Source organism: Microbacterium sp. bgisy189, from assembly GCF_057707225.1.
In genome coordinates, this window is record NZ_JBYIPT010000001.1 from 103,616 (window position 1) to 129,882 (window position 26,267).

25 protein-coding genes and 1 tRNA gene are annotated in these 26,267 nt (G+C 68.6%); 18 read left to right on the plus strand and 8 right to left on the minus strand.

Annotation, left to right across the window (positions count from 1 at the left end):
• Window positions 1-556 precede the first annotated feature (556 nt).
• Both AC3ENX_RS00560 and AC3ENX_RS00565 read left to right on the plus strand, forming a co-directional pair.
• Window positions 557-1,732, plus strand: a complete 1,176-nt coding sequence (locus AC3ENX_RS00560) for a sensor histidine kinase (protein ID WP_434809892.1) — start codon at window positions 557-559, stop codon at window positions 1,730-1,732.
• Window positions 1,729-2,349, plus strand: a complete 621-nt coding sequence (locus AC3ENX_RS00565) for a response regulator (RefSeq protein ID WP_434809894.1) — start codon at window positions 1,729-1,731, stop codon at window positions 2,347-2,349. Before AC3ENX_RS00560 ends, AC3ENX_RS00565 begins: the two co-directional genes overlap by 4 nt.
• A gap of 86 nt (window positions 2,350-2,435) precedes the next feature.
• Here the strand turns inward: AC3ENX_RS00565 and aceB are convergent, their stop codons facing one another.
• A complete protein-coding gene (gene aceB / locus AC3ENX_RS00570) occupies window positions 2,436-4,094 on the minus strand; it encodes a malate synthase A (RefSeq protein WP_434809895.1) in 1,659 nt (552 codons plus the stop codon).
• 138 nt (window positions 4,095-4,232) lie between these two features.
• Between aceB and AC3ENX_RS00575 the strand changes: the two genes are divergently transcribed.
• On the plus strand, window positions 4,233-5,708 hold the full coding sequence (locus tag AC3ENX_RS00575; RefSeq protein WP_434809897.1) for a helix-turn-helix domain-containing protein: 1,476 nt from the start codon (window positions 4,233-4,235) through the stop codon (window positions 5,706-5,708).
• 74 nt (window positions 5,709-5,782) lie between these two features.
• Here the strand turns inward: AC3ENX_RS00575 and AC3ENX_RS00580 are convergent, their stop codons facing one another.
• Entirely contained in the window at window positions 5,783-7,303 is a 1,521-nt protein-coding gene (locus AC3ENX_RS00580) for a PucR family transcriptional regulator (RefSeq protein WP_434809898.1), read from the minus strand.
• A gap of 89 nt (window positions 7,304-7,392) precedes the next feature.
• Here AC3ENX_RS00580 and gabT point away from each other — a divergent pair, with 89 nt between their 5' ends.
• The 12 genes from gabT (at window position 7,393) to rplA (ending at window position 18,815) form a co-directional block, all read left to right on the plus strand.
• Window positions 7,393-8,748 carry a 4-aminobutyrate--2-oxoglutarate transaminase gene (gabT, locus tag AC3ENX_RS00585; RefSeq protein ID WP_434809900.1) on the plus strand — a complete coding sequence of 452 codons (1,356 nt, stop codon included), beginning with the start codon at window positions 7,393-7,395 and terminating at the stop codon, window positions 8,746-8,748.
• A gap of 54 nt (window positions 8,749-8,802) precedes the next feature.
• Complete coding sequence (locus AC3ENX_RS00590; RefSeq protein ID WP_434809901.1) at window positions 8,803-10,164, plus strand: flavin monoamine oxidase family protein; 1,362 nt, start codon at window positions 8,803-8,805, stop codon at window positions 10,162-10,164.
• Window positions 10,161-11,045: a universal stress protein gene (locus tag AC3ENX_RS00595; RefSeq protein ID WP_434809903.1), complete on the plus strand. Its 885-nt coding sequence runs from the start codon at window positions 10,161-10,163 to the stop codon at window positions 11,043-11,045. Before AC3ENX_RS00590 ends, AC3ENX_RS00595 begins: the two co-directional genes overlap by 4 nt.
• Window positions 11,042-12,583 (plus strand): APC family permease, encoded by a 1,542-nt coding sequence (locus AC3ENX_RS00600; RefSeq protein WP_434809905.1) that lies wholly within the window; start codon window positions 11,042-11,044, stop codon window positions 12,581-12,583. The genes AC3ENX_RS00595 and AC3ENX_RS00600 overlap by 4 nt, the downstream gene beginning before the upstream one ends.
• Entirely contained in the window at window positions 12,580-14,061 is a 1,482-nt protein-coding gene (locus tag AC3ENX_RS00605) for an NAD-dependent succinate-semialdehyde dehydrogenase (protein WP_434809906.1), read from the plus strand. Before AC3ENX_RS00600 ends, AC3ENX_RS00605 begins: the two co-directional genes overlap by 4 nt.
• Window positions 14,062-14,099: 38 nt before the next feature.
• On the plus strand, window positions 14,100-15,467 hold the full coding sequence (locus tag AC3ENX_RS00610) for an NAD-dependent succinate-semialdehyde dehydrogenase (RefSeq protein WP_434809907.1): 1,368 nt from the start codon (window positions 14,100-14,102) through the stop codon (window positions 15,465-15,467).
• A gap of 77 nt (window positions 15,468-15,544) precedes the next feature.
• A complete protein-coding gene (locus AC3ENX_RS00615; protein ID WP_434809908.1) occupies window positions 15,545-15,982 on the plus strand; it encodes a pyridoxamine 5'-phosphate oxidase family protein in 438 nt (145 codons plus the stop codon).
• Between the two features lie 147 nt (window positions 15,983-16,129).
• Window positions 16,130-16,202: transfer RNA gene (locus tag AC3ENX_RS00620), tRNA-Trp, on the plus strand.
• Window positions 16,203-16,248: 46 nt separating this feature from the next.
• Window positions 16,249-16,512, plus strand: coding sequence for a preprotein translocase subunit SecE (gene secE, locus AC3ENX_RS00625; protein WP_434809909.1), 264 nt, complete (start codon window positions 16,249-16,251; stop codon window positions 16,510-16,512).
• Between the two features lie 65 nt (window positions 16,513-16,577).
• Complete coding sequence (nusG, locus tag AC3ENX_RS00630) at window positions 16,578-17,582, plus strand: transcription termination/antitermination protein NusG (RefSeq protein ID WP_434809910.1); 1,005 nt, start codon at window positions 16,578-16,580, stop codon at window positions 17,580-17,582.
• 97 nt (window positions 17,583-17,679) lie between these two features.
• Entirely contained in the window at window positions 17,680-18,111 is a 432-nt protein-coding gene (gene rplK / locus AC3ENX_RS00635) for a 50S ribosomal protein L11 (RefSeq protein ID WP_434809911.1), read from the plus strand.
• A gap of 14 nt (window positions 18,112-18,125) precedes the next feature.
• Window positions 18,126-18,815 carry a 50S ribosomal protein L1 gene (gene rplA, locus AC3ENX_RS00640; protein ID WP_434809912.1) on the plus strand — a complete coding sequence of 230 codons (690 nt, stop codon included), beginning with the start codon at window positions 18,126-18,128 and terminating at the stop codon, window positions 18,813-18,815.
• A gap of 84 nt (window positions 18,816-18,899) precedes the next feature.
• Here the strand turns inward: rplA and AC3ENX_RS00645 are convergent, their stop codons facing one another.
• Together AC3ENX_RS00645 and AC3ENX_RS00650 are read right to left on the minus strand one after the other, a co-directional pair.
• Complete coding sequence (locus tag AC3ENX_RS00645) at window positions 18,900-19,175, minus strand: acylphosphatase (RefSeq protein WP_434809913.1); 276 nt, start codon at window positions 19,173-19,175, stop codon at window positions 18,900-18,902.
• 40 nt (window positions 19,176-19,215) lie between these two features.
• Window positions 19,216-19,863 (minus strand): LysE/ArgO family amino acid transporter, encoded by a 648-nt coding sequence (locus AC3ENX_RS00650; RefSeq protein ID WP_434809914.1) that lies wholly within the window; start codon window positions 19,861-19,863, stop codon window positions 19,216-19,218.
• A gap of 71 nt (window positions 19,864-19,934) precedes the next feature.
• Between AC3ENX_RS00650 and AC3ENX_RS00655 the strand changes: the two genes are divergently transcribed.
• Window positions 19,935-20,819, plus strand: coding sequence for a LysR family transcriptional regulator ArgP (locus AC3ENX_RS00655; RefSeq protein WP_434809915.1), 885 nt, complete (start codon window positions 19,935-19,937; stop codon window positions 20,817-20,819).
• Here the strand turns inward: AC3ENX_RS00655 and AC3ENX_RS00660 are convergent.
• The 4 genes from AC3ENX_RS00660 to AC3ENX_RS00675 form a co-directional block, all read right to left on the minus strand.
• Complete coding sequence (locus tag AC3ENX_RS00660; protein WP_434809916.1) at window positions 20,800-21,828, minus strand: NADP-dependent oxidoreductase; 1,029 nt, start codon at window positions 21,826-21,828, stop codon at window positions 20,800-20,802. The genes AC3ENX_RS00655 and AC3ENX_RS00660 overlap by 20 nt on opposite strands.
• 114 nt (window positions 21,829-21,942) lie before the next feature.
• A complete protein-coding gene (locus tag AC3ENX_RS00665; RefSeq protein ID WP_434809917.1) occupies window positions 21,943-22,428 on the minus strand; it encodes a MarR family winged helix-turn-helix transcriptional regulator in 486 nt (161 codons plus the stop codon).
• Window positions 22,421-24,097, minus strand: a complete 1,677-nt coding sequence (locus AC3ENX_RS00670) for an MDR family MFS transporter (protein WP_434809918.1) — start codon at window positions 24,095-24,097, stop codon at window positions 22,421-22,423. Before AC3ENX_RS00670 ends, AC3ENX_RS00665 begins: the two co-directional genes overlap by 8 nt.
• A 151-nt stretch (window positions 24,098-24,248) precedes the next feature.
• Window positions 24,249-24,899: a YqaJ viral recombinase family protein gene (locus tag AC3ENX_RS00675; protein WP_434809919.1), complete on the minus strand. Its 651-nt coding sequence runs from the start codon at window positions 24,897-24,899 to the stop codon at window positions 24,249-24,251.
• Window positions 24,900-25,298: 399 nt separating this feature from the next.
• Here AC3ENX_RS00675 and rplJ point away from each other — a divergent pair, with 399 nt between their 5' ends.
• Window positions 25,299-25,814, plus strand: coding sequence for a 50S ribosomal protein L10 (gene rplJ / locus AC3ENX_RS00680; protein ID WP_434809920.1), 516 nt, complete (start codon window positions 25,299-25,301; stop codon window positions 25,812-25,814).
• A 45-nt stretch (window positions 25,815-25,859) separates the two neighbouring features.
• Window positions 25,860-26,249, plus strand: a complete 390-nt coding sequence (rplL, locus tag AC3ENX_RS00685; protein WP_434809921.1) for a 50S ribosomal protein L7/L12 — start codon at window positions 25,860-25,862, stop codon at window positions 26,247-26,249.
• Window positions 26,250-26,267 lie beyond the last annotated feature (18 nt).

A 26,267-nucleotide genomic window follows, 5' to 3' on the forward strand; every position in this document is an offset into this window, starting at 1 on the left:
ATCTCCTTTGATGTCGGCGAACAGGCAGGAAGCTAGCGGGCGCGGCGGAGCGGGGATGGGAGTTCTCGGGTTTCCACACAACCGGACAGGCATGTCCGTCAATTCTTTGTCGAGTACTGGGTGTCAGCGCGCATGAAACTCGATCTCACGATGGTGTGTCGGCGGATCGAGATGAATGCTCGAGGTGTCCACCGAATGGTGGACACCGGTTCCGACTGATGGCGGCTGTCGAAGTCTGCGAGCAGACAGGAGGATCGAAGGGTGATCACCACTCGACACCTCGGTGCGATCGACGTCCGCGTCGGTCGCGGCGTCTGTGCGGTGGGGGCCGCACGAACTGGGGGATGCCGCGAATGCTGAGGTACTCCGGGCAGGCATGCCCGTAGTCAGGTGGTCGGCGGGGGAAGGGTGCCGCGTGAGCGAATCATTTCGGCCGATCGCTCACGCGGCGCTCTCGCATGCGCGCACAGCAGACCTTGGCCCGGGCGATGTCGATCCAGGCGGCTCGGTCGTGCTTGACGAGGTGAGTCCCCGGCGCCGCGTAGCCTCTGTGAACATGACGCACACGCGCTGGTGGGACGTTGCCGCCGTCGGCGTGCTCGCGGTGATCGCCGTGATCGCCATCCCCGACGCCGCTGCTTTCGCGGCATTCGCGCCGGCCCTCGTCGCGGTCGCGATCGCGATCGTCGGGCTCGGCTACATCTTCCTGACATACCCCGCAGCCAGAGCAGGGCGCTCCACGCATTTCGTCGCATTCGCGAGTGCGTGCGCGGTCGCGATGCTCATCGGCAATGCGGGCAGCCCGTTCGTCGCGCTGGCGACCGCGCTCGTCAACCCGATCTGCTGGCTGTTGGCGCCGACGCGGCGAGGAGCCGTGTTCGCGACGATCGCGATGGCGGTGGGCATCACCGTGGGGACGTTGATCTCGTCGGGGCTGAATACGCGCGGGCTCTTCCTCGCGAGCATGACCGGTGGCCTCGTCGGCGCGTTCTCGATCGGTATCGGTCTGTGGCTGCGCAGCGTCATGGAGTACGGCGTCGAGCGTGACCGCCTCATCAGCGAGCTCACCGCGGCGCAGGCGGAGGTCGAAGTGCTCAGTCGTGAACGGGGCGCCGCCGAAGCGCGTGAGCGCATCGCGCGTGACCTCCACGACACGGTCACACAGACACTGGCGGGCCTCGTCATCCTCGCCGAGCGGGGCTCGCGACAAGCCGCGGACGGCAGGATCGATGCAGCCACAGAGACGATGTCGACCGTTGAGAACCTCGCCCGCGACGCCCTGCGGGAGGCGCGCGAACTGGTCGTGCACACCGCGGCTGTCTCGTCCGAGACCGCGCTCGCCGATGCACTGGGTCGCCTGACCGAGCGGTTCCGGGTCGAGGTGGGCTTCGCGGTCGACCTGCGGCTCGACGTCGACGCGCCCGTCGACCGTGAGACGCAGATCGTGCTGCTGCGGTGCCTGCAGGAGGCGCTCGCGAACGTGCGCAAGCACGCGGATGCCGGCCGCGTCGAGGTCGAGGTGCGAACGAGCGTCGACGGGTCGGCGTCGCTGACGGTTGCCGACGATGGTCGCGGCTTCGACCCCGCGACGGCGCGCGCCGGGTTCGGCTTGGACGGCATGCGCGAACGGGTGGCGCTCGCGGGTGGCGACTTCGACGTCGTGACACGAGACGGCGGCGGCACGGCGCTCACCGTCAGCCTTCCCGGGCCTCGTCAGGCGGGGACGGCATGATCCGGCTCGTGATCGCCGATGACCACCCCATCGTGCGGGCGGGACTCGTCGGACTGCTCGACGACGAGCCCGGTTTCGAGGTCGTCGGTCAGGCGGCAGACGGGGCCGCCGCCGTCGAGGTGGTCGAAGAGACCAAGCCGGACGTCGTCCTGATGGACCTCCGCATGCCCGTCCTCGACGGCGTGGGTGCGACGACGAGGCTCGTGCAGTCGGGCAGTAGTGCCCGCATCCTCATCCTCACGACGTACGAGTCCGACGATCAGATCCTCGCGGCGATCGAAGCCGGAGCCAGCGGCTACCTGCTGAAGGCGGCGCCGCAGGACGAAATCGTCGCGGGCATCCGCTCGGTCGCCGAGGGGCAGACCGCGCTGTCACCGCAGGTCGCCGTGCGCCTCGTCGAGCGCATGCGGCAGCCCGCCGCGCAGGCGCTCAGCGAACGTGAACTCGATGTGCTGCGCCTGGTGCGCGACGGTCGCAGCAACAAGCAGATCGCCGTCGCCCTCGGGATCGGCGAATCGACGGTGAAGACGCACCTGCTGCGGATGTTCGAGAAACTCGGCGTGAGTGACCGCACGCGTGCCGTCACGCTCGCGATGGAGCGCGGCCTCATCACCTGACGGGGCAGCCGAAAGACGGGCGGACGAAAGGGGCGGATGCCGCAACGCATCCGCCCCTTCGCTGCCCCCCAGCCGGCCGGTGCGGGTCAGTCGGTCTCGGTCAGGTACCGGTTGTAGGCCCCGAGCGTCAAGAACGTCGGGAAGTCGGTGCCCAGTGCCACGTCGCGGAACACCTCGGCCGCCTCGTCGAACCGGTCGCCGTCGGTGCGGTCGACCTCGCCCAACACCTGCTGGATCGACTGCTCGACGTAGGACGGCGTGATCGTGGTGCCGTCTTCGGTCTGGCGGTCCTGGTGGATCCACTGCCACACCTGCGAGCGGCTGATCTCGGCGGTCGCGGCATCCTCCATGAGGTTGTCGATCGCCACAGCGCCCTGCCCGCGCAGCCACGCCTCGATGTAGCGCACTGCGACCGATACGTTGGCATGCACGCCCTCTGCGGTGATCGGCAGTCCGATGTGGCAGTCGATGAGCTGACGCGCGGTCACGTGCACCTCGTCGCGCTGACGCTTCACCTGGTTCGGGCTGTCGCCCAGCACCGCGTCGAACTCGGCCATCGCCACCGGGATCAGGTCGGGGTGGGCGACCCAGGTGCCGTCGAAGCCGTCGCCGGCCTCTCGCTTCTTGTCGGCAGCGACCCGCTCGAACGCCTGGGCGGTCACCTCGGGGTCGCGGCGGTTGGGGATGAATGCGCTCATGCCGCCGATCGCGAAAGCTCCCCGCTTGTGGCAGGTCTGCACCAGCAGCTCGGTGTAGGCGCGCATGAACGGCACCGTCATCGTGACCTTGTTGCGGTCGGGCAGCACGAAGCGTGCGCCGCGCCCGCGGTAGTTCTTGATCATCGAGAAGATATAGTCCCAGCGCCCCGCGTTCAGGCCCGCGCAGTGGTCGCGCAGCTCGAACAGGATCTCCTCCATCTCGAACGCCGCCGGCAGCGTCTCGATCAGCACGGTCGCACGGACGGTGCCGTGCGGGATGCCGATGTATTGCTCGCTGAAGGTGAAGATGTCGTCCCACAGCTTCGCCTCTTCGGCGCTCTCGATCTTCGCGATGTAGAAGTACGGGCCGCGGCCGTTCGCGATGAGCTGCTTCGCATTGTGGAAGAAGTACAGCCCGAAGTCGACCAGCGAACCCGACGCGGAGAGCGTGCGGCCGGTGCGATCGGTGAACTGGATGTGGTTCTCGACCATGTGCCAACCGCGGGGGCGCATCACGATCGTGGGCGTGCGCTGCGCCGTGACGGCGTACTCCTTCCCCTCGGGGGAGGTGTACGAGAGCTGGCCGCGGATCGCGTCGAACAGCGACAGCTGCCCCTCGATGACGTTCCGCCACGTGGGGCTCGTCGCGTCCTCCTGGTCGGCCAGCCAGACCTTCGCGCCGGAGTTCAGCGCGTTGATGGTCATCTTCGGGTCGGTGGGTCCGGTGATCTCGACGCGGCGGTCCTCCAGCCCGGGCCCTGCGCCGGCGACGCGCCAGTCGGCGTCCTCACGGATGTGCGCCGTGTCGTCGCGGAACTGCGGGTCGTGCCCGTTGCCGATCTCGAAGCGACGACGCATGCGGTCGGCGAGACGGTCGTGGCGGCGACCGGCGAACCGGTGGTGCAGCGCGGTGAGGAATTCGACGGCCTCGGGCGTGAGGATCTCGTCGTAGCGGGGTCGCAGTGCGCCGACGATCTCGATCGCGGGCGTCATGCCGGTGTGGAGGGTGGTGGTGATGGGCGCGATGCCCGTTGCGGTGGGAGCCATGGCCCTGTCCTTCTGTGCGTTGTCGGATGCCGGTGACCCGGCGGCTTGCATCCACTTTGGGTGAAGAATGACGCCATGCTTCACCAAATCACGTGTGAAGTTTTGCTGTTCTTCTACGTTCGTGACAGAATTCCGGTCATGACGACCCTGGAGACCCCGGCATCCGTCGACGAGCCGCTCGACGAGGCGGACGCCCTCACGATCGGCCGCCGCATCCGGCAGCTGCGCACGACGCGGGGGATGACGCTCGACGAGCTCGCCACCGCGGTCGAGCGCGCTCCGAGCCAGCTCTCGATGATCGAGACCGGCAAGCGCGAACCCAAACTCACCCTGCTGCGCACGATCGCCAAAGCGCTCGACACGACGATCGACGCGCTGCTGGAGGCGCAGCCGCTCGACGAACGCTCCACGATGGAGATCTCCCTCGAGCGCGCCATGAAGGGACAGACGTTCCAGGCGCTCGGCATCGCGCCGTTCCGCATCGGCAAGGCGATCCCCGACGACGTCCTCAAGGCGCTGCTCTCGCTGCAGGGTGAGATCGAGCGCCTCAACGACGAGCGTTCGGCGACGCCCGAGGAGGCTCGCCGTGCGAACGTCGAACTGCGACACCTCATGCGCACGCAGGACAACTACTTCGCCGAACTCGAAGCGCACGCCCAGTCGATCCTGCAGGCCGTCGACCATCCGGGTGGTCCGCTCACGCAGCGCACCACCTCCGACATCGCGGCGCACCTCGGCTTCACGCTGCACTACGTGTCAGACCTGCCGCAGTCCACCCGCAGCGTCGCCGACATGAAGAATGGGCGCCTGTACCTGTCGAGCACGGTGCCGGCGAAAGCCGACTCGCGCACCGCCGTGCTGCAGGCGCTGTCGAGCCGGATCCTCGGCCACAGCGAGCCGCGCTCGTACGCCGAGTTCCTGCGCCAGCGCGTCGAGACGAACTACCTCACCGGTGCGCTCCTGATCCCCGAATCGCACGCCGCAGGGTTCCTGCAGGACGCGAAGTCACGCCGAGCCATCTCGATCGAAGACCTGCGCGACGCGTACGCCGTGTCGTACGAGACCGCCGCCCACCGCTTCACGAACCTCGCGACACGGCACCTCGACATCCCCGTGCACTTCTTGAAGGTGCACGAATCGGGCACGATCACCAAGGCATACGAGAACGACGACGTGAACTTCCCCGCCGACCGGCTCGGGTCCATCGAAGGTCAGATGTGCTGCCGCAAATGGACGAGCCGCGTCGTCTTCGACATCCCCGACAAGTTCAACCCGTACTACCAGTACACCGACACCGGCAACGGCACGTACTGGTGCACGGCGCGCGTCGAGGCCTCCAGCGAGGGGGCGCACTCGGTGAGTGTGGGCGTGCGCTTCGACGACACGAAATGGTTCATCGGGCGTGATTCGACCAACCGCGGCGTCTCGCGGCACGCCGTCGAGGTGTGCTGCCGTCGTGCGCCGGCCGAGCTCGAGACGCAGTGGCGCGACAAGGCGTGGCCGAACGTCCGCACGCCGCGCACCCTGCTCGCGACCCTTCCCACCGGGTCGTTCCCCGGCGTCGACACCACGGACCTCTACGACTTCCTCGAGACGCACGCCCCGCAGGCCTGACGCCGCGAGACTTCACGAATGTCACGATTCCCGCGCGAAAACGTGACATCTGTGAAGTCTCGCGATCGCCGGGCTCAGCCGAGGGCAGAGAAGGCGGCCCACAGCTGGGCGCGTGCGGGGAAGGACGCGAGGTCGAGTCCGAGGAGCTCCTGCGCCTGCTGCACGCGGGCGCGCACGGTGTGACGGTGCACCCCGAGCGTTCGTGCGGCAGCATCCAGTTGCGCGTCGTGGGCGAGCCATGCCCGCAGCGTCTGCTCCAGTGCGGTGCCCTGCGCACGGTCGTGTTCGCGCACGGGCTGCAGCAGACGCTGGGCGAGTGCCTGCGCGTCGTCGGTGTGCAACGCCGCGAGCATCCCCTGATCGGCAAGATCCGCGAAGCGCGCGGCCTCGCCGGAGCGGGCGCGGGCGTGCGCCGTGCGTGCCTGCCGGTACGCGGTGCGCGCAGCAGACAGCGGATGCCGCGGGGCGATGCCCACGGTCGCGTCGAACTCGTTGGCGATGCGATCGGGCAGCTCGGCGTCGGTGGACACCACAAGCATGCCGTCGTCGATGCGCCCGAAGAACACTGCGTCGTCTGCGGCGCGCACCGCGAGCCAGTCGGATAGCGCGGCGGTGCGTTCGGGCTGCACCGTCGCCCACGCGATGACGACCTCACCCGCCGGCAGTGGTCCCCAGGCCTGCGCCGCGACCCGCGCCACGACGTCGGTGTGTCCGGCGAGCAGCATCGACACCAGTGCCTCTCGCAGCGCGTCGCGTGCGCCGCCGAGCACGACGTTGTGGGCGAGGGCGAGTTCGGCGAGTGCCGTCACGGCCGTGACGAGATCGCGCGCCTCGGTCGCCGGGGTCTCGCCGGCGATCGCGATCACCCCGCTGAGCCGTCCGCCCGATCCGAGCGTCTGCAGCGAGAACGGCACGCCGCCGACGGCGACGCGAGAACCCGACCCGTGTCCCCTCTGCAGCAGGCGCTGCACGTCGACCTGCAGCTCGTCGAGCGCCCCTGCGGGCAGTGAGGCGGCCGGATGCTGTTGCACGAGCGCGCCGGCACCGTCGAACAGGCCGACCCACTGGTCGAGCTGTCGTGCGAGCTCCGTCACGGTCGCCCGCAGCCCGTCGGGGCGCAGCGCCGCGCGTGAGATGGCGCGCTGCGCGTCGAGTGCCCAGCTGCGACGCGAGTACGCCTGAGCGGCGATCGCTTCCGCGTTGGCGCGGGCGACCGCGATGAACGGCGTGCGGTACGGCACTTCGAACAGCGGCATGCCGACGGCTTCGCACGTGCGCAGCAGCGCGGGTGGGATGCCGGCGCGTACGACTTCGGTGCCGAAACCCAGCCCGCGCACCCCGTGCGCCTGCAGGCGCTCGACGTATTCTGCGGCGGCAGCGTCGTCTTCGGCATCGGCGAACTGGGTGCCGGTGGTCAGCAGCACGAGCCCGTCGACGAGGAAGGCGGTGGGATCGGGCAGATCGGAGCTGTGCACCCAGCGCAGGGGAGCGTCGAGGGCGCCTTCGGCCAGACGGGACTCGTCGCCCGCCAGCGTGAGCTGCAGGTCGGGTCGAGCCAGCAATGCGCGCAGGGTGGGTGCGGGGGGAGTCGGCATCCGCTCACCTTCCAGTGTGTACAACGCTGTGTCTGAAATGTACACGACGGCCAGCGACTGCCGGGTCCGTCGTCCCTACGCTGGTCGCCATGACCGCAGACACCCTCGCCACCGCTCCCGTCGGCGGCCCCTCGCTGCCGCAGGAGCGTCGCCTCGTCACCGCCATCCCCGGCCCGCGCTCGCAGGAGCTGCTCGCGCGCAAGGCCGTGGCCGTCGCCGCCGGCGTCGGGCACACCGTTCCCGTCGCGACGGTCGCCGCGGGCGGCGGCGTCATCGTCGACGCCGACGGCAACTCGCTCATCGACCTCGGCTCCGGCATCGCCGTCACCACGGTCGGTGCCGCACACCCCAAGGTCGTCGAGGCGATCGCCGCGCAGGCCGCGCAGTTCACCCACACGTGCTTCATGATCTCGCCGTACGACTCCTACGTCGCCGTCGCCGAGGCCCTCAACCGGCTCACCCCGGGCGACCACGAGAAGAAGAGCGCGCTGTTCAACTCGGGCGCCGAGGCCGTCGAGAACGCGGTCAAGATCGCCCGCAAGCACACCGGCCGTCAGGCCGTCGTCGCGTTCGACCACGCGTACCACGGCCGCACGAACCTCACCATGGCGCTGACGGCCAAAGCCATGCCCTACAAGAGCGGCTTCGGCCCCTTCGCGTCGGAGATCTACCGGGTCCCCGCGTCGTACCCGCTGCGCGACGGCCTCACCGGGCCCGACGCAGCGGCTCGGGCCATCACCCTCATCGAGAAGCAGATCGGCGCCGACAACCTCGCCGCCGTCATCATCGAGCCCATCCAGGGTGAGGGCGGATTCATCGTGCCCGCCGACGGGTTCCTGCCCGCCGTCGCCGAGTGGTGCACCGCCAACGGCGTCGTCTTCATCGCCGACGAGGTGCAGTCCGGCTTCGCCCGCACCGGCGCGATGTTCGCGAGCGAGCTGTTCGGCGTCGTGCCCGACCTCGTCACCACCGCGAAGGGCATCGCGGGCGGCATGCCGCTCGCCGCTGTGACAGGACGCGCCGAGATCATGGATGCCTCCCACACCGGCGGCCTCGGCGGCACCTACGGCGGCAACCCGGTCGCGTGCGCGGCGGCGCTCGCCGCCATCGACGCGTACGAGACCGAGGGGCTCGTCGAGCGCGCGCAGCAGATCGGCGACCGCATCCGCGCCCGCTTCACCGACCTGCAGGCCACCGATGCCCGCATCGCCGAGGTGCGCGGCGCCGGCGCGATGATGGCGGTCGAGTTCGCCGATCCGGCCACCGGCGCCCCCGACGCGGCGCTCACCGGCGCCGTCGCGAAGGCGTGCATCGCCGAGGGCGTCGTCGTGCTCACCTGCGGCACGTTCGGCAACGTCATCCGCTTCCTGCCGCCGCTCACGATCGGCGACGCGCTGCTGGACGAAGGCCTCGACGTCGTCGCCGCCGCGCTCGCCGCGAACTGAGCGTTTCGTCTCGCTTCGCTTGCTCAACGACCGAGGGCCATCAAGGAGAATCCCATGAACACCATCGCGCGCGATGTCGTCGTCATCGGCGCCGGTGCTGCCGGCCTGACCGCAGCCAACGAACTGAAGAAGGCGGGGCTGTCGGTCGTCGTGCTCGAAGCGCGCGACCGTGTCGGTGGGCGCCTGTGGACCGACGTCGTCGACGGCGCCATGCTCGAGGTCGGCGGCCAGTGGGTCTCTCCCGACCAGGATGCGCTCAAGGAGACGCTCGCCGAACTGGGACTGGAGACCTACAGCCGCTACCGCGAGGGCGAGTCGGTCTACATCGGCCGCGACGGCGAACTGACCCGGTTCACCGGTGAGATCTTCCCGGTCGCTCCCGAGACCGAGCGCGAGATCGTGCGGCTCATCGAGGTGCTCGACGCGCTCGTGGCGCAGGTCGACCCCGACCAGCCGTGGGAGCACCCCGACGCCGAGGCCCTCGACCGCATCTCGTTCGAGGCGTGGCTGGAGGAGCAGACCGACGATCAGGAGGCGCGCGACAACATCGCGCTGTTCATCGCCGGCGCGATGCTCACCAAGCCCGCCTACGCATTCTCGACGCTGCAGGCGCTGCTCATGGCGGCCAGCGCCGGCAGCTTCAGCAACCTCGTCGACGCCGACTTCATCCTCGACGAGCGCGTCGTCGGTGGCCTGCAGCAGGTCCCGCTGCTGCTTGCCGAGCGCCTCGGTGAGGACGTGCGGCTCGGCCACCCCGTCCACACGATCGAGTGGGGCGAGCACGGCGTCATGGTGCTCACCGACGGCGGGCTGGTCGTGCGGGCGCGGCACGCGATCCTCGCCCACGCGCCGATCCTCTACCCGTGGATCGAGTTCACCCCGCCGCTGCCGCGCCTGAAGCAGCAGATGCACCAGCACATCTCGATGGGCTTCGTCATCAAGGTGCACGCGGTCTACGACCGTCCGTTCTGGCGCGAGCAGGGCCTGTCGGGCACCGCGTTCAGCCCGTATGAGATCTCGCACGAGGCGTACGACAACACGAACCACGGTGACGAACGCGGCACCCTCGTCGGCTTCGTCTCCGACCGCAACGCCGACGATCTGTTCCGCGTCTCGGCCGAGGAGCGCAAGGAACGCATCCTCGAATCGCTCTCGCACTATTACGGGCCCGAGGCGAAGACCCCGCTCGTCTACTTCGAGAGCGACTGGGGCGCCGAGGAGTGGACGCGCGGCGCGTACGCCGCGAGCTTCGACCTCGGCGGGCTGCACCGCTACGGCGCCGACCTGCGCACGCCGGTCGGACCGATCCACTTCGCGTGCAGCGACATGGCCGGCGCCGGGTACCAGCACGTCGATGGTGCCATCCGCATGGGGCGCCTGGTCGCGAGCCGCATCGTCGAGGAGCGTCAGGCATGACCGGACGCGTCGTCGTCGGCTACACGGCGACCAAGACCGGTCGCGACGCGGTCGCCGTCGGCGCCCGCCTGGCCGCGGCGACCGGCGCGATCCTCGATGTCGCGATCATCCTCCCCTCGCCGCGCAGCGTCATCACGCCGCCCGACGCGTCCTACGGGCGGATGCTGCAGACGCAGGCGAAGGAGTGGATCGCCGGCGCGATCGACCGCATCCCCGCCGAGGTGACCGCGCATGCGCACGTCCGTGCGAGCGAGTCCTTCGCCGAGGGCCTCAACGAGCTCGCCGACGAGCTCCACGCGACCCACATCGTCGTCGGTGCCGCCGACGGCGCGTCCCGCGGACGCCACCGGCTCGGTGCGACCACGAGCGAGCTCGTCCACTCTTCGGATGTGCCGGTCGTGCTGGTGCCGCGCGGCGCTCGCAAGGTCGCCGCCGAGGTCGGCATCCCGCGACTCACGGTCGCCGTGGGCACCCGCCCCGGCGCCGACGCCCTCATGAGCGACGCGTCGGCGCTGGCTGCCGCGACGGGCGCGTCGGTGCGCCTGCTGTCCCTACTCGCGGTCGACCTGCCGCCCAGCGCCGACACCGGTGCGATCCGCATCGCAGGCTCGACGGCCGCTCGCGATGTGCTCACTGCGGCCAAGACGACGCTGCCCGACGGGCTCGAGGTCGACGTCACCGTCGCCGAGGGCGACAGCATCGAAGATGCCGTCTCGCACCTCGACTGGCATCCGGGTGAGTTCCTGCTCGTCGGCTCGAGCCGCCTTGCACAGCCCAAGCGGCTGTTCCTCGGGTCGACCGCGGCCAAGATGCTGCACGAGGTGCCGGTCCCGGTCATCGTCGTGCCTCGCACTCGCACCGGCGAAGGAGCCCCCGCATGAGCGCGCCAACGCCGGCACCAGGCACCGAAACGACCTCCAACAAGGGACTCTCGCCCGGCACGGTCGGCATGATCGGCGCCGTCGTGATCGGCATCTCGACGATCGCGCCGGCCTACACCCTCACCGCATCCTTGGGGCCCACCGTCTCCGAGGTCGGGTTCCAGGTGCCGGCGATCATCCTCGTCGGCTTCATCCCGATGCTCCTGGTCGCGTTCGGCTACCGCGAGCTCAACCGCGCCATCCCGGATGCCGGTACGTCCTTCACGTGGGCGACCCGAGCGTTCGGGCCGTGGATCGGCTGGATGGCCGGCTGGGGGCTGGTCGCGGCGACCGTCCTGGTGCTCTCGAACCTTGCGGGCATCGCGGTCGAATTCCTCTTCCTGCTCATCGACCAGCTCGCGGGCAGCCCCGGGTGGATCGCCGACCTCGCGTTCAACCCGTTCATCAACGTCGGCGTGTGTCTGCTGTTCATGCTGGGCGCGACGATCGTCTCGTACCGCGACCTGCAGACGACGCAGCGTCTGCAGTACTTCCTGGTCGGGTTCCAGGTGCTCGTACTCGTCATCTTCTCGGTCGTCGCCCTCGTGCACGTCGCGAACGGCACCGCGTTCGACGCGAGCCCGATCGAGCTGAGCTGGTTCGACCCGTTCGCGGTCGGTTCGCTCACCGCGGTCGTCGCGGGCCTGTCGCTGTCGATCTTCATCTTCTGGGGCTGGGACGTCGTCCTCACGATGAACGAAGAGACGAAGGACCCCGAGCGCACGCCCGGGCGAGCCGCGACCGTCACGGTCCTCATCGTCGTCGCGCTCTACCTGCTGATCTCCCTCTCGCTGCTCTCGTTCGCCGGGGTCGGCACAGGGGAGTTGGGCCTCGGCAACGAAGACATCCAGGCGAACGTGTTCTTCTACCTGTCGGGGCCGGTGCTGGGGCCGCTCGCGTTCCTCGTGTCGCTCGCGGTGCTCACCTCGTCGGCGTCGTCGCTGCAGTCCACCGCGGTCGGCCCTGCCCGCACGCTGCTCGCGATGGGGTACTACGGCGCCCTGCCGCCGGTGTTCGCCAAGGTCAGCCCGCGCTTCTTCACTCCCGGGTTCGCGACCGTCGTCTCGGCCGTCGTCGCGTCGGTGTTCTACGCCGTCATGCGTCTCATCAGTGAGAACGTGCTGTGGGACACGATCACCGCCTTGGGCATGATGATCTGCTTCTACTACGGCCTGACCGCATTCGCGTGCGTCTGGTACTTCCGCAAGCAGTGGTTCGACTCGGCGCGCAGCTTCTTCTTCACGTTCCTGTTCCCGCTGGTCGGCGGCGCGATCCTCGCCGTCCTGTTCGTCATCACCCTCGTCGACAGCGCCGACCCCGCCTACGGCAGCGGCTCGAACGTGGGCGGACTGGGGCTCGTGTTCATCCTCGGCGTCGCCGTCATCCTCGTCGGCATCGTCATCATGATCTGGCAGTCCGTCGTGCGCCCGGGGTTCTTCCGCGGCGAGACCCTGTCGATCGAAGCCCCCGAAAGCCTCAGAAAGGGACGTCACGCATGAGCGTCGCCATCGACACCGCCCCCACGACGGAGCAGGCGCTGCTGGAGCGCATCCCCACCGGCCTCTACATCGACGGACGATGGCAGGATGCCGAGGCCGGCCGCACCTTCGCGGTCATCGACCCGGCCACAGGCGCGCCGATCGCGCAGGTCGCCGACGCGACGCCGGAAGACGGCATCCGCGCCCTCGATGCCGCCGTTGCCGCACAGGCGGCGTGGGCCGCCACCGCTCCGCGGACGCGTGGCGAGATCCTGCGTCGGGCGTTCGATCTCGTGCAGGAGCGGGCCGATGAGATCGCGATGCTGATCACGCTCGAGATGGGAAAGCCGCTGGCCGAAGCGCGTGGCGAGGCCGCCTACGGTGGCGAGTTCCTGCGCTGGTTCGGTGAAGAGGCGGTGCGCATCAGCGGGCGCTTCGGACTCAATCCCGAGGGCACCGGGCACATGGTCGTCTCGCAGCGGCCCGTCGGTCCCTGCTTCTTCATCACCCCGTGGAACTTTCCGCTCGCGATGGCGACCCGCAAGATCGCTCCGGCGCTCGCCGCCGGCTGCACGGTTGTCGTGAAGCCGGCCGAACTGACCCCGCTGACCACGCTCCTGTTCGTCTCGATCCTCGAAGAGGCGGGTGTGCCGGCCGGCGTCGTCAACGTCGTCACGACGACCCGTTCGGCCGATGTGTCGGCGCCGATCATCGCCGACCCGCGCCTGCGCAAGCTGTCGTTCACCGGGTCGACTCCGGTCGGCCGCAAGCTCATCGCGCAGGCCGCTGAGGGCGTGCTGCGGGTGTCGATGGAGCTCGGCGGCAACGCACCCTTCGTCGTCTTCGACGACGCCGACCTCGACAAGGCGGTCGACGGGGCGTTGCTGGCGAAGTTCCGCAACATCGGGCAGGCATGCACCGCGGCGAACCGCTTCATCGTGCACGAAGACGTCGCCGAGGAGTTCGCGGCCCGTCTCGCTGACCGCGTCCGCGCCATGCGCATCGGGCGGGGCACCGACGACGGTGTGCAGATCGGGCCGCTCATCGATGACCGGGCGGTCGAGAAGGCGGCATCCCTCGTCGCTGACGCCGTTGCGCGCGGCGCGACCCTGCACGTCGGGGGAGCGGCCGTGGACGGCCCCGGCACATTCTTCGAACCGACCGTGTTGTCGGGCATCGCCGCCGGGAGCGAGATCCTCAGTGAGGAGATCTTCGGCCCGGTGCTCGCGATCGCGACGTTCACCGACGAGGATGAGGCCGTGCGCATGGCGAACGACACCGAGTACGGGCTCGTCTCGTACGTGTTCACGTCGGATCTGGCGCGCGGTCACCGCATGATCGATCGCATCGACACCGGCATGATGGGGCTCAATACGGGCGTCGTCTCCAACGCGGCCGCCCCGTTCGGCGGCGTGAAGCAATCGGGTGTGGGTCGCGAGGGCGGCCTCGAAGGCATCCACGAATTCCTGTCCACGAAGTACACCCTGATCCCCGCGTGAGCGGGCCGGTCGCACACCACCACGAGAGGGAAGCAACCATGACCGACTACTCGATCGTCAACCCCGCAACGGGCGAGACCCTCGCCACGTACCCGACCGCCACAGACGCTGACGTCGAGCAGGCGATCGCCGCGGCCGATGCCGCGTACCGCGGTTGGGCGCGCACGTCCACCGGTGCGGAGCGCGCCGAGGGGCTGCGCAAGGTCGCACAGCTGCACCGTGAGCGCCGCGACGAGCTGGCGGCGATCATCGTGCGCGAGATGGGCAAGCCGCTCGCAGCGGCGGAGGGTGAGGTCGACTTCGCCGCCGACATCACCGAGTACTACGCCGACCACGTCGACGCGATCCTCGCCGACACGCCGTTGACGATCGAGGGCGACGGCACCGCTGTCGTGCGCAAGGCGCCGCTGGGCGTGCTGTTGGGCGTCATGCCGTGGAACTTCCCGTACTACCAGGTCGCCCGCTTTGCGGCGCCGAACGTGCTGCTCGGCAACACCATCCTGCTCAAGCACGCACCGCAGTGCCCCGAGTCGGCGGCGGCGATCGAGACGATGTACCGGGATGCCGGCTTCCCCGAGGGTGTGTACGTCAACGTCTATCTCACCAATGAACAGGCCGCCGACGTCATCGCCGACCCGCGCGTGCAGGGTGTCTCGGTCACCGGTTCCGAGCGGGCCGGTGCGGCCGTCGCCGAGGTCGCGGGTCGCAACCTCAAGAAGGTCGCGCTCGAGCTCGGCGGCTCCGACCCGTTCATCCTCCTGTCGACCGACGACCTCGACGCCGTCGTCGAGCAGGCGGTGGCGGCGCGGTTGGACAACGTCGGGCAGTCCTGCAACGCCGCGAAACGCTTCATCGTCGTCGACGAGTACTACGACGCGTTCGTCGAGAAGTTCGCCGCGGGGATGAGCGCCGCTGTCGTCGGCGACCCGTTCGCCGAAGACACCGTGCTCGGGCCGCTGTCGTCGCTCGCGGCCGCCGAGCGGCTCGATGAGCAGGTGCAGCACGCCGTCGCGCAGGGCGCTGAAGTCGTCGTCGGCGGAACGCGCGACGGCGCGTTCTACCCGGGAACCGTGCTCACCGGTGTCACCGAAGAGATGGACCTGTACCGACAGGAACTGTTCGGTCCGGTGGGCGTCGTCTACCGCGCGAGCGATGAAGACGATGCCGTGCGCATCGCCAACGGCACGCCGTTCGGCCTCGGCTCGTACGTCTTCACGACCGATGCCGCGCAGGCCGAGCGCGTCGCCGACCGTATCGAGGCGGGCATGGTCTACATCAACCTGGTTCTCGCCGATGAGGCGGGACTGCCGTTCGGCGGCGTCAAGCGCAGCGGCACCGGCCGCGAGCTGGGCCTGCTGGGTGCAGACGAGTTCGTGAACAAGAAGCTCATCCGTACGGGAGCGTGAGCCGCACGCCAACGGGGCGGCGACCGATCTCGGTCCCGCCCCTTTCGCCGCGCGGCGGACATCGAGAAGATGGGGGTATGGAAGAACGCGGCGATCCGGTCACCCACCTCTCCGAGCAGGCGTGCTGGGACCATCTTGCGCAGCAGGAACTCGGGCGACTCGTGACGCGGGTAGGCGACGTGCTCGACATCTTCCCGGTGAACTTCGTGGTGGATGCCGAGACGATCGTGTTCCGCACCGCTGAGGGCAGCAAACTCACCGAGCTGACCATCAACGACGAGGTGCTGTTCGAGGCGGACGACCACACCGAGCGCGATGCGTGGAGCGTCGTCGTCCGGGGCACCGCGCACCGGCTGGAGACCGGCGCGGAGATCGAGGCGGCCGACGCGCTGCCCCTGAAGCCATGGATCCCGACCTTGAAGTTCAACTACGTGCGCATCAAGGCACATGCGTTGTCGGGTCGCGCGTTCTCGCGCGATGAGGAGCCCGATCGCGGTGGCGTCCAGCCGTATTGACTCGCCCGCCGCGATTCGCGCGGGCCTGCGACCATGACGTACACTGGACGACGCAGTTGTCTGCATGCTTTCGCCATGCCTGGGAGTCGGATTCGGTCCGGTCACGGCTACGGTGGGAAGGCAGGCACCCCGGGTCGAAAGACCTCTAGGGCGGTAGCTCAATTGGCAGAGCAGCGGTCTCCAAAACCGCAGGTTGCAGGTTCGATTCCTGTCCGCCCTGCGCGTCAGCACACAGCTGGCACACGAAAAGTCATACAGGTGGGTTGATGGTCCAGGACGAACCGAAGGGCGAAGTCGTCGCCGCGAGCGATGCACCCCGCGAGAAGAAGCTCAACTTCTTCCAGCGGATCGCCCTGTTCATCCGCCAGGTCTTCGCCGAGCTCCGCAAGGTCGTCACTCCGACCCGTCAGGAGCTGCTGAAGTTCACGGGCGTGGTGCTCGGTTTCGTCGTCGTGATGATGGCGATCGTCTACGGGCTCGACCTCCTGTTCACCTGGGTGGTCAACGTCGTCTTCGGCGTGCCGAGCTGATCGGGATCACCGACAGCCCGGATGCGGGACGACCGACATCCAGCCTCCGATGGAAGAGAACGCAAGTGTCTGAAAGATATGTCGACGACGCCGATTGGGCGACGGCCGCTGAGCAGTCCAGCGAGGACGATGAGGCGCAGGAGGGCAACGTCCTCGAGAGCCAGGAGCGCTCCGCCGACGCCGCCGAGCACACGGCGATCCACATCGTCGACGAGGACGGCGACGACGAAGACGGCGTCGACCACGACCTCGACGACATCGACACCGACGACCCGGAGGCAGACGCGATCGTGAACGACGCACTCGAGATCGACCAGACCGCTGAGGCCGAGGCCGCCGCCGAGGTGCTCGAGGACTCGCTCGCTGAGGAGCAGGCCGAGCAGGCCGCCGCGCACGCCGACGACATCACGCCCTACGACGGCCCCGAGCTCGGCGACGACGAAGAGCCCGAAGACCCGTACGAGGCGTTCCGGGCAGACCTGCGCATGATGCCCGGCAAGTGGTATGTCATCCACTCCTACGCCGGCTTCGAGCGCAAGGTGAAGGCCAACATCGAGCAGCGCAAGTCGACGCTCGAGGTCGAGGACGACATCTACCAGATCGAGGTCCCCATGGAGGACGTCGTCGAGATCAAGAACGGTCAGCGCAAGATGGTCACGCGCGTCCGGATCCCCGGCTACGTGCTCGTGCGCATGGAGCTCAACGAAGACACCTGGTCGGTCGTGCGCCACACGCCCGGCGTCACCGGCTTCGTCGGCAACGCCCACAACCCGACCCCGCTGCGCTTCGAAGAGGCCTTCAACATGCTGAAGTCGCTCGTCGAGGTCAAGGAGGTCGCTCCGGCGAAGGCGGGTGCCGCCAAGGGTGCCGCCACGCAGGCCCGCTCGGTCGTCACCGAGGTCGACTTCGAGGTCGGCGAGACCATCACGATCAAGGAAGGCTCGTTCGCGGGCCTGCCCGGTTCGATCAGCGAGATCGACGCGCAGCGCGGCAAGCTCACCGTCCTTGTCTCGCTCTTCGAGCGCGAGACCCCCGTCGAGCTCTCGTTCGACCAGGTCACCAAGCAGTAAAGGATTCCGGAGCCGCGCGCTCCGGTGCAGACACCGCCGCCACACGGGCGCGCGGGAGAACGGATGCCTGGCATCCGATTCGTTGAAAGGAAAAAGAATGGCACCGAAGAAGAAGGTGACCGGCCTGATCAAGCTTCAGATCAACGCCGGTGCAGCCAACCCGGCGCCGCCGATCGGCCCCGCGCTCGGTCAGCATGGCGTCAACATCATGGAGTTCTGCAAGGCGTACAACGCCGCGACCGAGTCGCAGCGTGGCAACGTCATCCCCGTTGAGATCACCGTCTACGAGGACCGCAGCTTCACGTTCCTCCTGAAGACCCCGCCGGCCGCGGAGCTCATCAAGAAGGCCGCAGGCGTCCCCAAGGGGGCGGCGAACCCGCTGACGACCAAGGTGGGCAAGCTCACCAAGGAGCAGGTCCGTCAGATCGCCGAGACGAAGATGCCCGACCTGAACGCGAACGACATCGAGGCCGCCTCGCTGATCATCGCCGGCACCGCCCGTTCCATGGGCATCACGGTCGAAGGCTGAGGGGAAGAACGATAATGGCAAAGTCCAAGGTTTACGAGGCCGCCGCGGCGAAGATCGACCGCGACAAGGTCTACACGTCGGATGAGGCCGTCGCCCTCGCCAAGGAGACGGGTTCGAAGAAGTTCGACTCCACCGTCGAGGTCGCCCTCAAGCTCTCCGTCGACCCGCGCAAGGCGGACCAGATGGTTCGTGGCACGGTCATCCTGCCCCACGGCACCGGCAAGACCGCTCGCGTCATCGTGTTCGCGACCGGCCCTGCCGCCGAAGCCGCCATCGCAGCCGGCGCCGACGAGGTCGGTGGCCCCGAGCTCATCGAGAAGGTGGCCGGTGGCTGGACCGCGTTCGACGCGGCCGTCTCGACCCCCGAGCTCATGGGCCAGGTCGGTCGTCTGGGTAAGGTGCTCGGTCCCCGTGGCCTCATGCCCAACCCCAAGACCGGCACCGTGACCCCCAACCCGGCCAAGGCCGTGGAGGAGATCAAGGGCGGCAAGATCGAGTTCCGTGTCGACAAGCACGCCAACGTGCACTTCGTCGTCGGCAAGGCGTCGTTCACGGCCGAGCAGCTGGGCGAGAACTTCAACGCCGCGATCGAAGAGATCGTGCGTCTGAAGCCGTCGAGCTCGAAGGGCCGCTACATCCAGAAGGCTGCGATGTCGACCACGTTCGGCCCCGGCATCCCGCTGGACGTCAACGCGCTCGCCTGACAACGGTGATCGAGTGCCGCGCGCAGCGCGGTGTATCGAGATCGAGAAGCCCCATCCGCTCCCGCGGGTGGGGCTTCTCGCATGTCACCGATCCCGACGCACCTCGAACCCTGAGGTGCCGAGCGGATCCATCTCGGTCACGGACGCGCCCTCCACGTGCGAACCGGGCGGCCCCTCGGCCATCCACGCCAGCACCTCGTCGACCTGCATTGTCGTGCCCTCGACTTCGCACTCGACGGTGCCGTCGCGCAGGTTGCGGGTCCACCCCGACGCCCCGGCCTCGGCCGCGACCATGCGCAGCGTGTAGCGGTAGCCGACGCCCTGCACCGTGCCTCGGACGATCACGTGGACGCGTCTCATGCCTCCATCGTGCCTTGTCGGACCACTCCGCGGGGCGGAATCAGTGGGGGAGGACGAGGCTGATCGCGATCGCGATCATGACGACGGCGATGCTGCCGTCGAGCACGCGCCAGGCGCGCGGTGTGCCGAGCCATCTGCCGAGGCGCCGGGCACCGAGCGCGAGCGCGAAGAACCACACAACGCTCGCCGCGGCAGCCCCCGCGGCGAACCACCAGCGCTGGTCGCCGTGCGTGCTGGCGATCGAGCCGAGCAGGAACACGGTGTCGAGGTAGACGTGCGGATTGAGCCACGTCAGCGCCAGGCAGGTGAGCACGATCGGCAGGGCCCGCGTGCGCGTGGCGAGGCCCGTGGTGCCCCCGGATCCAGCAGGTTCCGGTGACGTGCCCACGCGCAGGCTCTGCCCGGTGGGACGCCATGCCCTGCGCGCCGCGAGCAGTCCGTAGCAGAGCAAGAAGGCGAATCCCGCCCAGCGAACGGCGTCGATGAGCCACGGCACCGCCTGCAGCACCGCGCCGAGTCCTGACACGCCGAGCACGATGAGCGCGGCGTCGGAGAGCGCGCAGATCGTCGCGACGAGCAGGGCGTGCTCGCGGCGCATCCCCTGGCGCAGCACGAACATGTTCTGCGCGCCGATGGCGACGATGAGGGAGAGGCCGAGGCCGAAGCCGGCGATGACGGAGGTGAGCACGTCTCGAAACTACGGCCACACTGAGGTACAGTCCAGTTCATGATTCTGATGGTGCATAAGCAGAGCTTCAGGTGAGGATCCCCGCCGAGCTGGCCGAGACGCTCGCCGTCGTCATCGACGAGGGGAGCATGGATGCCGCGGCCCGTCGCCTGCACATCTCTCCCTCGGCGGTGAGCCAGCGCATCAAGGCCCTCGAAGAGCAGATCGGACGGGTGCTGCTGGTGCGGGCCAAACCGGTGCGCGCCACCGATGCGGCGCATGCTGTCATCCGCTTCGCCCGCCAGCTGGCGCTGCTCGAGCACGATGCCGTCGCCGAGCTCGGTGACGTCGACCGCATCAGCATCCCGCTCGCGGTCAATGCGGACTCCCTCTCGACCTGGATGCTCGAACCCCTCGCGCGCGTCAGCGCCCGGCATCCCGTCGTCTTCGACCTGCACCGTGACGACCAGGACTTCACCGCGGGACTGCTCGAATCGGGAACCGTCATGGCTGCCGTGACCTCACGCCGTACCCCCGTCGCCGGCTGTCGTGTGAGCGTACTCGGTGCACTGCGCTACGAGGCTGTCGCAACCCGTGGGTTCCGCGACCGATGGTTCGCGGACGGCGTGGACTCGACCTCACTCGACGACGCGCCCGTCATCGACTTCGATCGTCGCGATGACCTGCAGACCAGATGGCTCCGCGCACACGGTGCCGGGGCCATCCCGCCACGGCACTTCGTGCCCGCCTCGCACGACTTCGCCGCCGCGGTGCAGCTCGGTCTCGGGTGGGCGATGCTGCCGACGCTGCAGGCAGACCGCGGACTCGAATCGGGCGAGCTCGTCCGGCTCGGCGGCGACCCGATCGACGTGCCGCTGTACTGGCAGCAGTGGAACCTGCGTTCCGCGCTGCTCGAGGCTGTGGCTGACGAGGTGATCGACGCCGGTCGGCGTTCGCTCAGGCCTCTGCGACCTTGAGCACCACTTTCCCTCTGGAGTGCCCGCGCTCGAGCTCGGTGTGCGCGGCGGCCGCCTCGTCGAGGTCGAAGACCTTGTCGATGAAGACCTGGATCGCGCCGGATTCGAGCAGGCGGCCGAGGGTTGCGAGCACGCCCCCGTCGGGGATCACCTTGTATGAGGTGGCGCGCACGCCGGCACGCGCGGCGTGTTCGGCGTAGTCGGGCCACGCCCCCGTCGGCACCATGACGTACAGTCCGCCCGGACGGACGACCGAGAGCGACCGGGTGCCGGTGTCGTCGTGCACGTTGCCCACGAGATCGATGACGACGTCGACGTCGGTCACGACATCTTCGAAGCGCGTGGTCGCATAGTCGATCGCGACGCTCGCGCCGAGTTCGCGCAGCCACGCCAGATTGTGCGCCGAGCCGGTCGCCGTCACGTGCGCACCGAAATAGGCCGCCAGCTGCACGGCGAAATGACCGACACCGCCCGATCCGGCGTGAATGAGCACACGCTGGCCCTCGTGCGCGTGCGCCGTCTCGACGACGAGCCCCCACGCGGTCAGCGCCGCGAGCGGCACACCGGCCGCCTCGACGTGCGAGAGTGTCGACGGCTTCCGTGCGACCGAGAGCGAGGGTGCGACGACGTACTCGGCATAACTGCCGGTCGTGCGCGGGAACGCCGCCATGCCGTACACCTCGGTGCCCGGCTGCAGCGGATGGGCCTCGTACGGCGCCTTGACGACGACGCCGCTGAAGTCGAAGCCAGCAACGACGGGACCGGCTGCGGCGGCGTTCATGGCGCCACCGGCCCTGGTCTTCGCGTCGATCGGGTTCGTGCCGGCGGCGACGACGCGCACGAGCAGTTCGCTGAGCATCGGCGCCGGTACCGGCACTTCGGCGACATGCAGCACGTCAGGGCCGCCGGGAGCGTCGTACACGACGGCACGCATGTGCGAGGGCGGGGTGTCGACATCGGCGAGTGGCGCATCCGCGATGGATGCCGTTCGCAGCGGCCGGAATCGCATCGGTCGCTCCTTCCACGCAGTGCCTGCGTCGGCACCGCGGTCGTCTGGTTCGGGCACCAGTCAACCGTGTTCGTGTCTCGCCCGTGTTACGCGGGTGCTACCGCGGCGAGAATCTCACTGCGACGACGGCTCACCCGATCCAGGCTGGATGCCGGCCGTCAGCGCATGCAGCAGCCGGGTGAGGCTGCGGATGTCTTCGACGCTCCACTCGGCGAGCTTGTCCGTCAGCAGCCCCTCCTGGGGTGCGCGGGCAGCCGCGAGGCGTGCGTGTCCTTCCGGCGTCGCTGACAGCAGGCTGGAACGTCCGTCGGCGGGGTCGGGGGAGCGGGTGATGAGACCGAGCTCCTCCAACTCGCGCAGCGTTCGGCTGAGCTGTCCACGGTCCATGAGCATGTGATCAGCGAGTGCTGAGGGCGTGACCTGGTCTCGTCGGGCGATCGTGGTGAACACCTTGTACGCCGCGGGGAGCATTCCGGGGCTGACCCGCTGCGCGTTCTCGTGCATCAGTCGCCGGAAGCGGTTGCCGAGTTCGCCGAATTCCGCCTCCAAGAGGTGCACGGCGTCAGCCCGCTCATCAGAGGTGCCGAGTGTGTCAGTCATCCCGACCATCATCTCGTGCCGCGGTCGTGCGCACCGAACCAGTCGTGGTGAGCGCGTCCATCCCCTCAGGAACCGAGACCGTCGCCAGGTCGGCTTCGCTCGCCCGCATCCGCTCGGTCGTCGTCATGCGCGTGAGCGGCACGTTCGGCAGGAACAGGATCGCGATCAGGCTCACCACGGCGAACGGAACGGCGATGAGGAACGAGTGTGCGATGCCCTGGGCGTAGACGTCCTCGATGATGACCTGCAGCGCCTCGGGCATCTCCGACACCTGAGGGAGGGTGCCCGACCCGAGCTGATCCGCCCAGGTCGCGCCTTCGGCGCCGAGGCCGGCGATCGCGGTGGCGAGGGCTTCGCGAGCGTCCGCCATGAGTTCGGTGACGCGGGCTGCCAGCGCCGCGCCCATCACCGATACGCCGATGGTGCCGCCCAGACTGCGGAAGAAGGTGACGCCCGAGCTCGCCGCGCCGATCTGTTCTGCGGCGGTGGTGTTCTGGACGATCAGCACGAGGTTCTGCATCGTCATGCCGACGCCGGCGCCGAGCAGGAACATGTAGACCGACACCAGGAAGAAGTCGGTGTCGTAGTGGATCGTCGAGAGCAGGAAGGCCCCGGCGGTCAGCGAGACCGCGCCCACCACGAGGTAGGGCTTCCAGTGTCCGTACTTGGTGATGAGGCCGCCGACCCCGACCGAGGCGAGGAGGAGCCCGGCGATCATCGGAATCGTCATGAGTCCTGCCTCGGTGGGCGTGGCGCCGCGGGCGAGCTGCATGTACTGACTGAGGAACACCGAGGCGCCGAACATCGCGATCCCGGTCGCGATCGATGCGACGACCGACAGCGTGAACGTGCGGTTGCGGAACAGCGACAGCGGCACGAGCGGCTCGGAGACGCGCAGTTCGACGATGACGAACAGGATCGCGCCGAGCAGTGCGCCGCCGACCATCAGTACGGTCTCGATGCTCCACCAGTCGAAGCTGGTGCCGGCGCTCGTGACCCAGATGAGCAGGAGCGATACGGCGGCTGACAGCAGCACGATGCCGAGGTAGTCGATGCGGGCGCGCTTGGTGGGGCGGGCAGGCACCCGCAGCGTGAGCTGCACCATGATGAGCGCGACCACTGCGAAGGGGAGCGCCACGAAGAAGTTCCAGCGCCAGCCGAATGCGTCGGTGATGAGGCCGCCGAGCAGCGGGCCGCCGACGGTCGCAACCGCCATGACCGCGCCGAACAGGCCCATGTAGCGACCGCGCTCGCGCGGGCTGATGATGTCGGCCATCAGCACCTGGCTGAGCGCGGCGAGTCCGCCCGCACCGAGGCCCTGGACGGCGCGGAACGCGATGAGCGTTCCCGCATCCTGAGCGAAGCCGGCGGCGGCGGTCGCGAGCACGAAGATCAGGATGGCGACCTGGTACAGCACCTTGCGATTGGTCAGGTCGGCGAGTTTGCCCCAGATCGGGGTCGAGATCGCCGTGGTCAGCAGGGTCGCGGTGACGACCCAGGTGAACGCGTTCTGATCACCCTCGAGGTCGTGGACGATGACCGGGAGAGAGGTCGAGACGACGGTGGATGCCAGCATCGACACGAACATGCCGAGCAGCAGACCGGAGAGGGCTTCGAGCACCTGGCGCGGCTTCATGGCCGGTCCGTGCTCGGGAGTTGTGGAGGACATGCGACCGCCTCCCCGCGCGACGCGCGAGATCGTTGAGATAAGTCAATAGTTGATGTGCGTCAACGATAAAGGAAACGTTGACGCACGTCAACTTGTTTCGCCCGGGCGTGCCGGGTCGGCGGCCCGGCGGGCGCGATTCGGCGGCGGTGCGTCAGTCTGCGAGCGCGAGCGCCCGGAACGGCTCGCGCGGTCGCTGCGCGGGCGCCGCAGGGCGCTTGGCCAACTGTGTGCGGCGATAGAGTTCGTCGATCAGGTCGGTCGCGAGCCCCACGAGCTTCGAGATCTCGCGCTCATCGCGATCGATCCAGGCGCACTTCGGCTCGTCGTGCACCGGCACGAAATCGTCGTGCTGCTCCCAGACGACCAGCGTCCGCTCGGCGCCCAGCACATGCTGCTGCCACCACACCTGGCGCAGGTATCCGCGGGGGACCGAACGCCACGACTTGTTCGTCGTCTTGATCTCGGCGAGCGTGACCCGGCCGCCGCCGTCGACCGCGATGCCATCGGGTGTCGCGAGATGACGCTTCTCGACGACGGCGTGGAACAGCGCTGAAGAGGGCTGGATGCCGTGGGTCGCCGCCACCCAGGCGGCGATCTCGGGCTCGCGACGCCTGCCGTGGTCGGTGTAGGCGTTGCCCGAGAAGCCGGAACCCATGAGTTTGGCATCCGCTGCCCGGCCGATCGCCTTGCCGCTCGTGAGCTGTGCCACGTCGGTCGCGGTGATCCCGCGCGAGCGCGCCCGGATCCAGGCGACCCGATCCCGTGAGTCCGCGACGATGCGCGCGGACAGTTCGGGAGTCATGTCATCGAGCCTAGACGCGCCCGCCGACCTCGATCCCGTGCGACACCCGTGACCGCAGTTGTCACCGCACCAGGAGAAATCCCGGAGACAGGACCATGTGCTCGGAATCGTCCTGTTCCGGTGAGATCTCCTGTTTCGAAGGCGGGGTCTGCGATTTGGGGAACGCCTCGACGGCGGGTACAGTGGTGCGTAAGCCAAAGACCGTCGGTCATCGGCGTGCGTGCAAACGCATGACGATCGAAGCTCTGCAATGCAGGGGCCCGCGCAGGTGACACTGAACTTTCCGGGAGACCGGATCCCAAAGCTCCGTGCGCTTGCGCCGGAGCTTTTTTCATTGCGACGACGACTTCGGCCGGCGCCCCGCCACCGCGGAGCGTCTCGTACACATAAGGAGTGGCCATGGCGCAGAAGGAAGCAACGGTCGCCGAGCTCACGAAGAACTTCGAGGACTCGACCGCCGTTCTGCTGACCGAGTACCGCGGTCTGACGGTTGCCCAGCTCAAGGAGCTGCGCAACAGCATCCGTCAGGACGCGGAATACGCCGTGGTGAAGAACACGCTGACCAAGATCGCGGCGAACAACGCCGGGGTCAAGGGGCTGGATGACGAGCTCAAGGGCCCGTCCGCCATCGCCTTCGTGCACGGTGACCCTGTCGCCGTCGCCAAGGGCCTGCGTGCCTTCGCCAAGGCTAACCCTCTGCTGGTGATCAAGGGCGGCTACTTCGACGGTGCCGCGCTCTCGCCCGCCGAGGTGAGCAAGCTCGCCGATCTCGAGAGCCGTGAAGTCCTGCTGGCGAAGCTCGCCGGTGCGATGAAGGCCTCGATGACCAAGGCGGCATTCGTCTTCAACGCGCTGCCGTCGAAGGCCGTTCGGACGGTCGACGCGCTGCGTGAGAAGCAGGAGTCCGCGGCCTGACATCGGGTCCCGGCATAGCAAAACCCCAATTCAAGGAGAATCATCATGGCAAAGCTCAGCACTGACGAGCTGCTCGACGCGTTCAAGGAGCTCACGCTCATCGAGCTGTCCGAGTTCGTGAAGGCGTTCGAGGAGACCTTCGACGTCACCGCCGCCGCTCCCGTCGCGGTCGCCGCTGCCGGCGCCCCCGCCGGTGGTGCCCCCGCCGAAGAGGCCGAGGAGAAGGACGCGTTCGACGTCATCCTCGAGGCCGCTGGCGACAAGAAGATCCAGGTCATCAAGGTCGTCCGCGAGCTCACCTCGCTCGGCCTCGGCGAGGCCAAGGCCGTCGTCGACGGTGCTCCCAAGGCTGTCCTGGAGGGCGCCAACAAGGAGACCGCCGAGAAGGCGAAGGCTGCCCTCGAGGAGGCCGGCGCTTCGGTGACCCTGAAGTAATTCAGGTTCCTCTGCACG

Coding starts and splice junctions, on each gene's coding strand:
- AC3ENX_RS00560 (WP_434809892.1), top strand. CDS start 557: ATGACGCACACGCGCTGGTGGGACGTTGCCGCCGTCGGCGTGCTCGCG.
- AC3ENX_RS00565 (WP_434809894.1), top strand. CDS start 1,729: ATGATCCGGCTCGTGATCGCCGATGACCACCCCATCGTGCGGGCGGGA.
- aceB (WP_434809895.1), bottom strand. CDS start 4,094: ATGGCTCCCACCGCAACGGGCATCGCGCCCATCACCACCACCCTCCAC.
- AC3ENX_RS00575 (WP_434809897.1), top strand. CDS start 4,233: ATGACGACCCTGGAGACCCCGGCATCCGTCGACGAGCCGCTCGACGAG.
- AC3ENX_RS00580 (WP_434809898.1), bottom strand. CDS start 7,303: ATGCCGACTCCCCCCGCACCCACCCTGCGCGCATTGCTGGCTCGACCC.
- gabT (WP_434809900.1), top strand. CDS start 7,393: ATGACCGCAGACACCCTCGCCACCGCTCCCGTCGGCGGCCCCTCGCTG.
- AC3ENX_RS00590 (WP_434809901.1), top strand. CDS start 8,803: ATGAACACCATCGCGCGCGATGTCGTCGTCATCGGCGCCGGTGCTGCC.
- AC3ENX_RS00595 (WP_434809903.1), top strand. CDS start 10,161: ATGACCGGACGCGTCGTCGTCGGCTACACGGCGACCAAGACCGGTCGC.
- AC3ENX_RS00600 (WP_434809905.1), top strand. CDS start 11,042: ATGAGCGCGCCAACGCCGGCACCAGGCACCGAAACGACCTCCAACAAG.
- AC3ENX_RS00605 (WP_434809906.1), top strand. CDS start 12,580: ATGAGCGTCGCCATCGACACCGCCCCCACGACGGAGCAGGCGCTGCTG.
- AC3ENX_RS00610 (WP_434809907.1), top strand. CDS start 14,100: ATGACCGACTACTCGATCGTCAACCCCGCAACGGGCGAGACCCTCGCC.
- AC3ENX_RS00615 (WP_434809908.1), top strand. CDS start 15,545: ATGGAAGAACGCGGCGATCCGGTCACCCACCTCTCCGAGCAGGCGTGC.
- secE (WP_434809909.1), top strand. CDS start 16,249: ATGGTCCAGGACGAACCGAAGGGCGAAGTCGTCGCCGCGAGCGATGCA.
- rplK (WP_434809911.1), top strand. CDS start 17,680: ATGGCACCGAAGAAGAAGGTGACCGGCCTGATCAAGCTTCAGATCAAC.
- rplA (WP_434809912.1), top strand. CDS start 18,126: ATGGCAAAGTCCAAGGTTTACGAGGCCGCCGCGGCGAAGATCGACCGC.
- AC3ENX_RS00645 (WP_434809913.1), bottom strand. CDS start 19,175: ATGAGACGCGTCCACGTGATCGTCCGAGGCACGGTGCAGGGCGTCGGC.
- AC3ENX_RS00660 (WP_434809916.1), bottom strand. CDS start 21,828: ATGCGATTCCGGCCGCTGCGAACGGCATCCATCGCGGATGCGCCACTC.
- AC3ENX_RS00665 (WP_434809917.1), bottom strand. CDS start 22,428: ATGACTGACACACTCGGCACCTCTGATGAGCGGGCTGACGCCGTGCAC.
- AC3ENX_RS00670 (WP_434809918.1), bottom strand. CDS start 24,097: ATGTCCTCCACAACTCCCGAGCACGGACCGGCCATGAAGCCGCGCCAG.
- AC3ENX_RS00675 (WP_434809919.1), bottom strand. CDS start 24,899: ATGACTCCCGAACTGTCCGCGCGCATCGTCGCGGACTCACGGGATCGG.
- rplJ (WP_434809920.1), top strand. CDS start 25,299: ATGGCGCAGAAGGAAGCAACGGTCGCCGAGCTCACGAAGAACTTCGAG.
- rplL (WP_434809921.1), top strand. CDS start 25,860: ATGGCAAAGCTCAGCACTGACGAGCTGCTCGACGCGTTCAAGGAGCTC.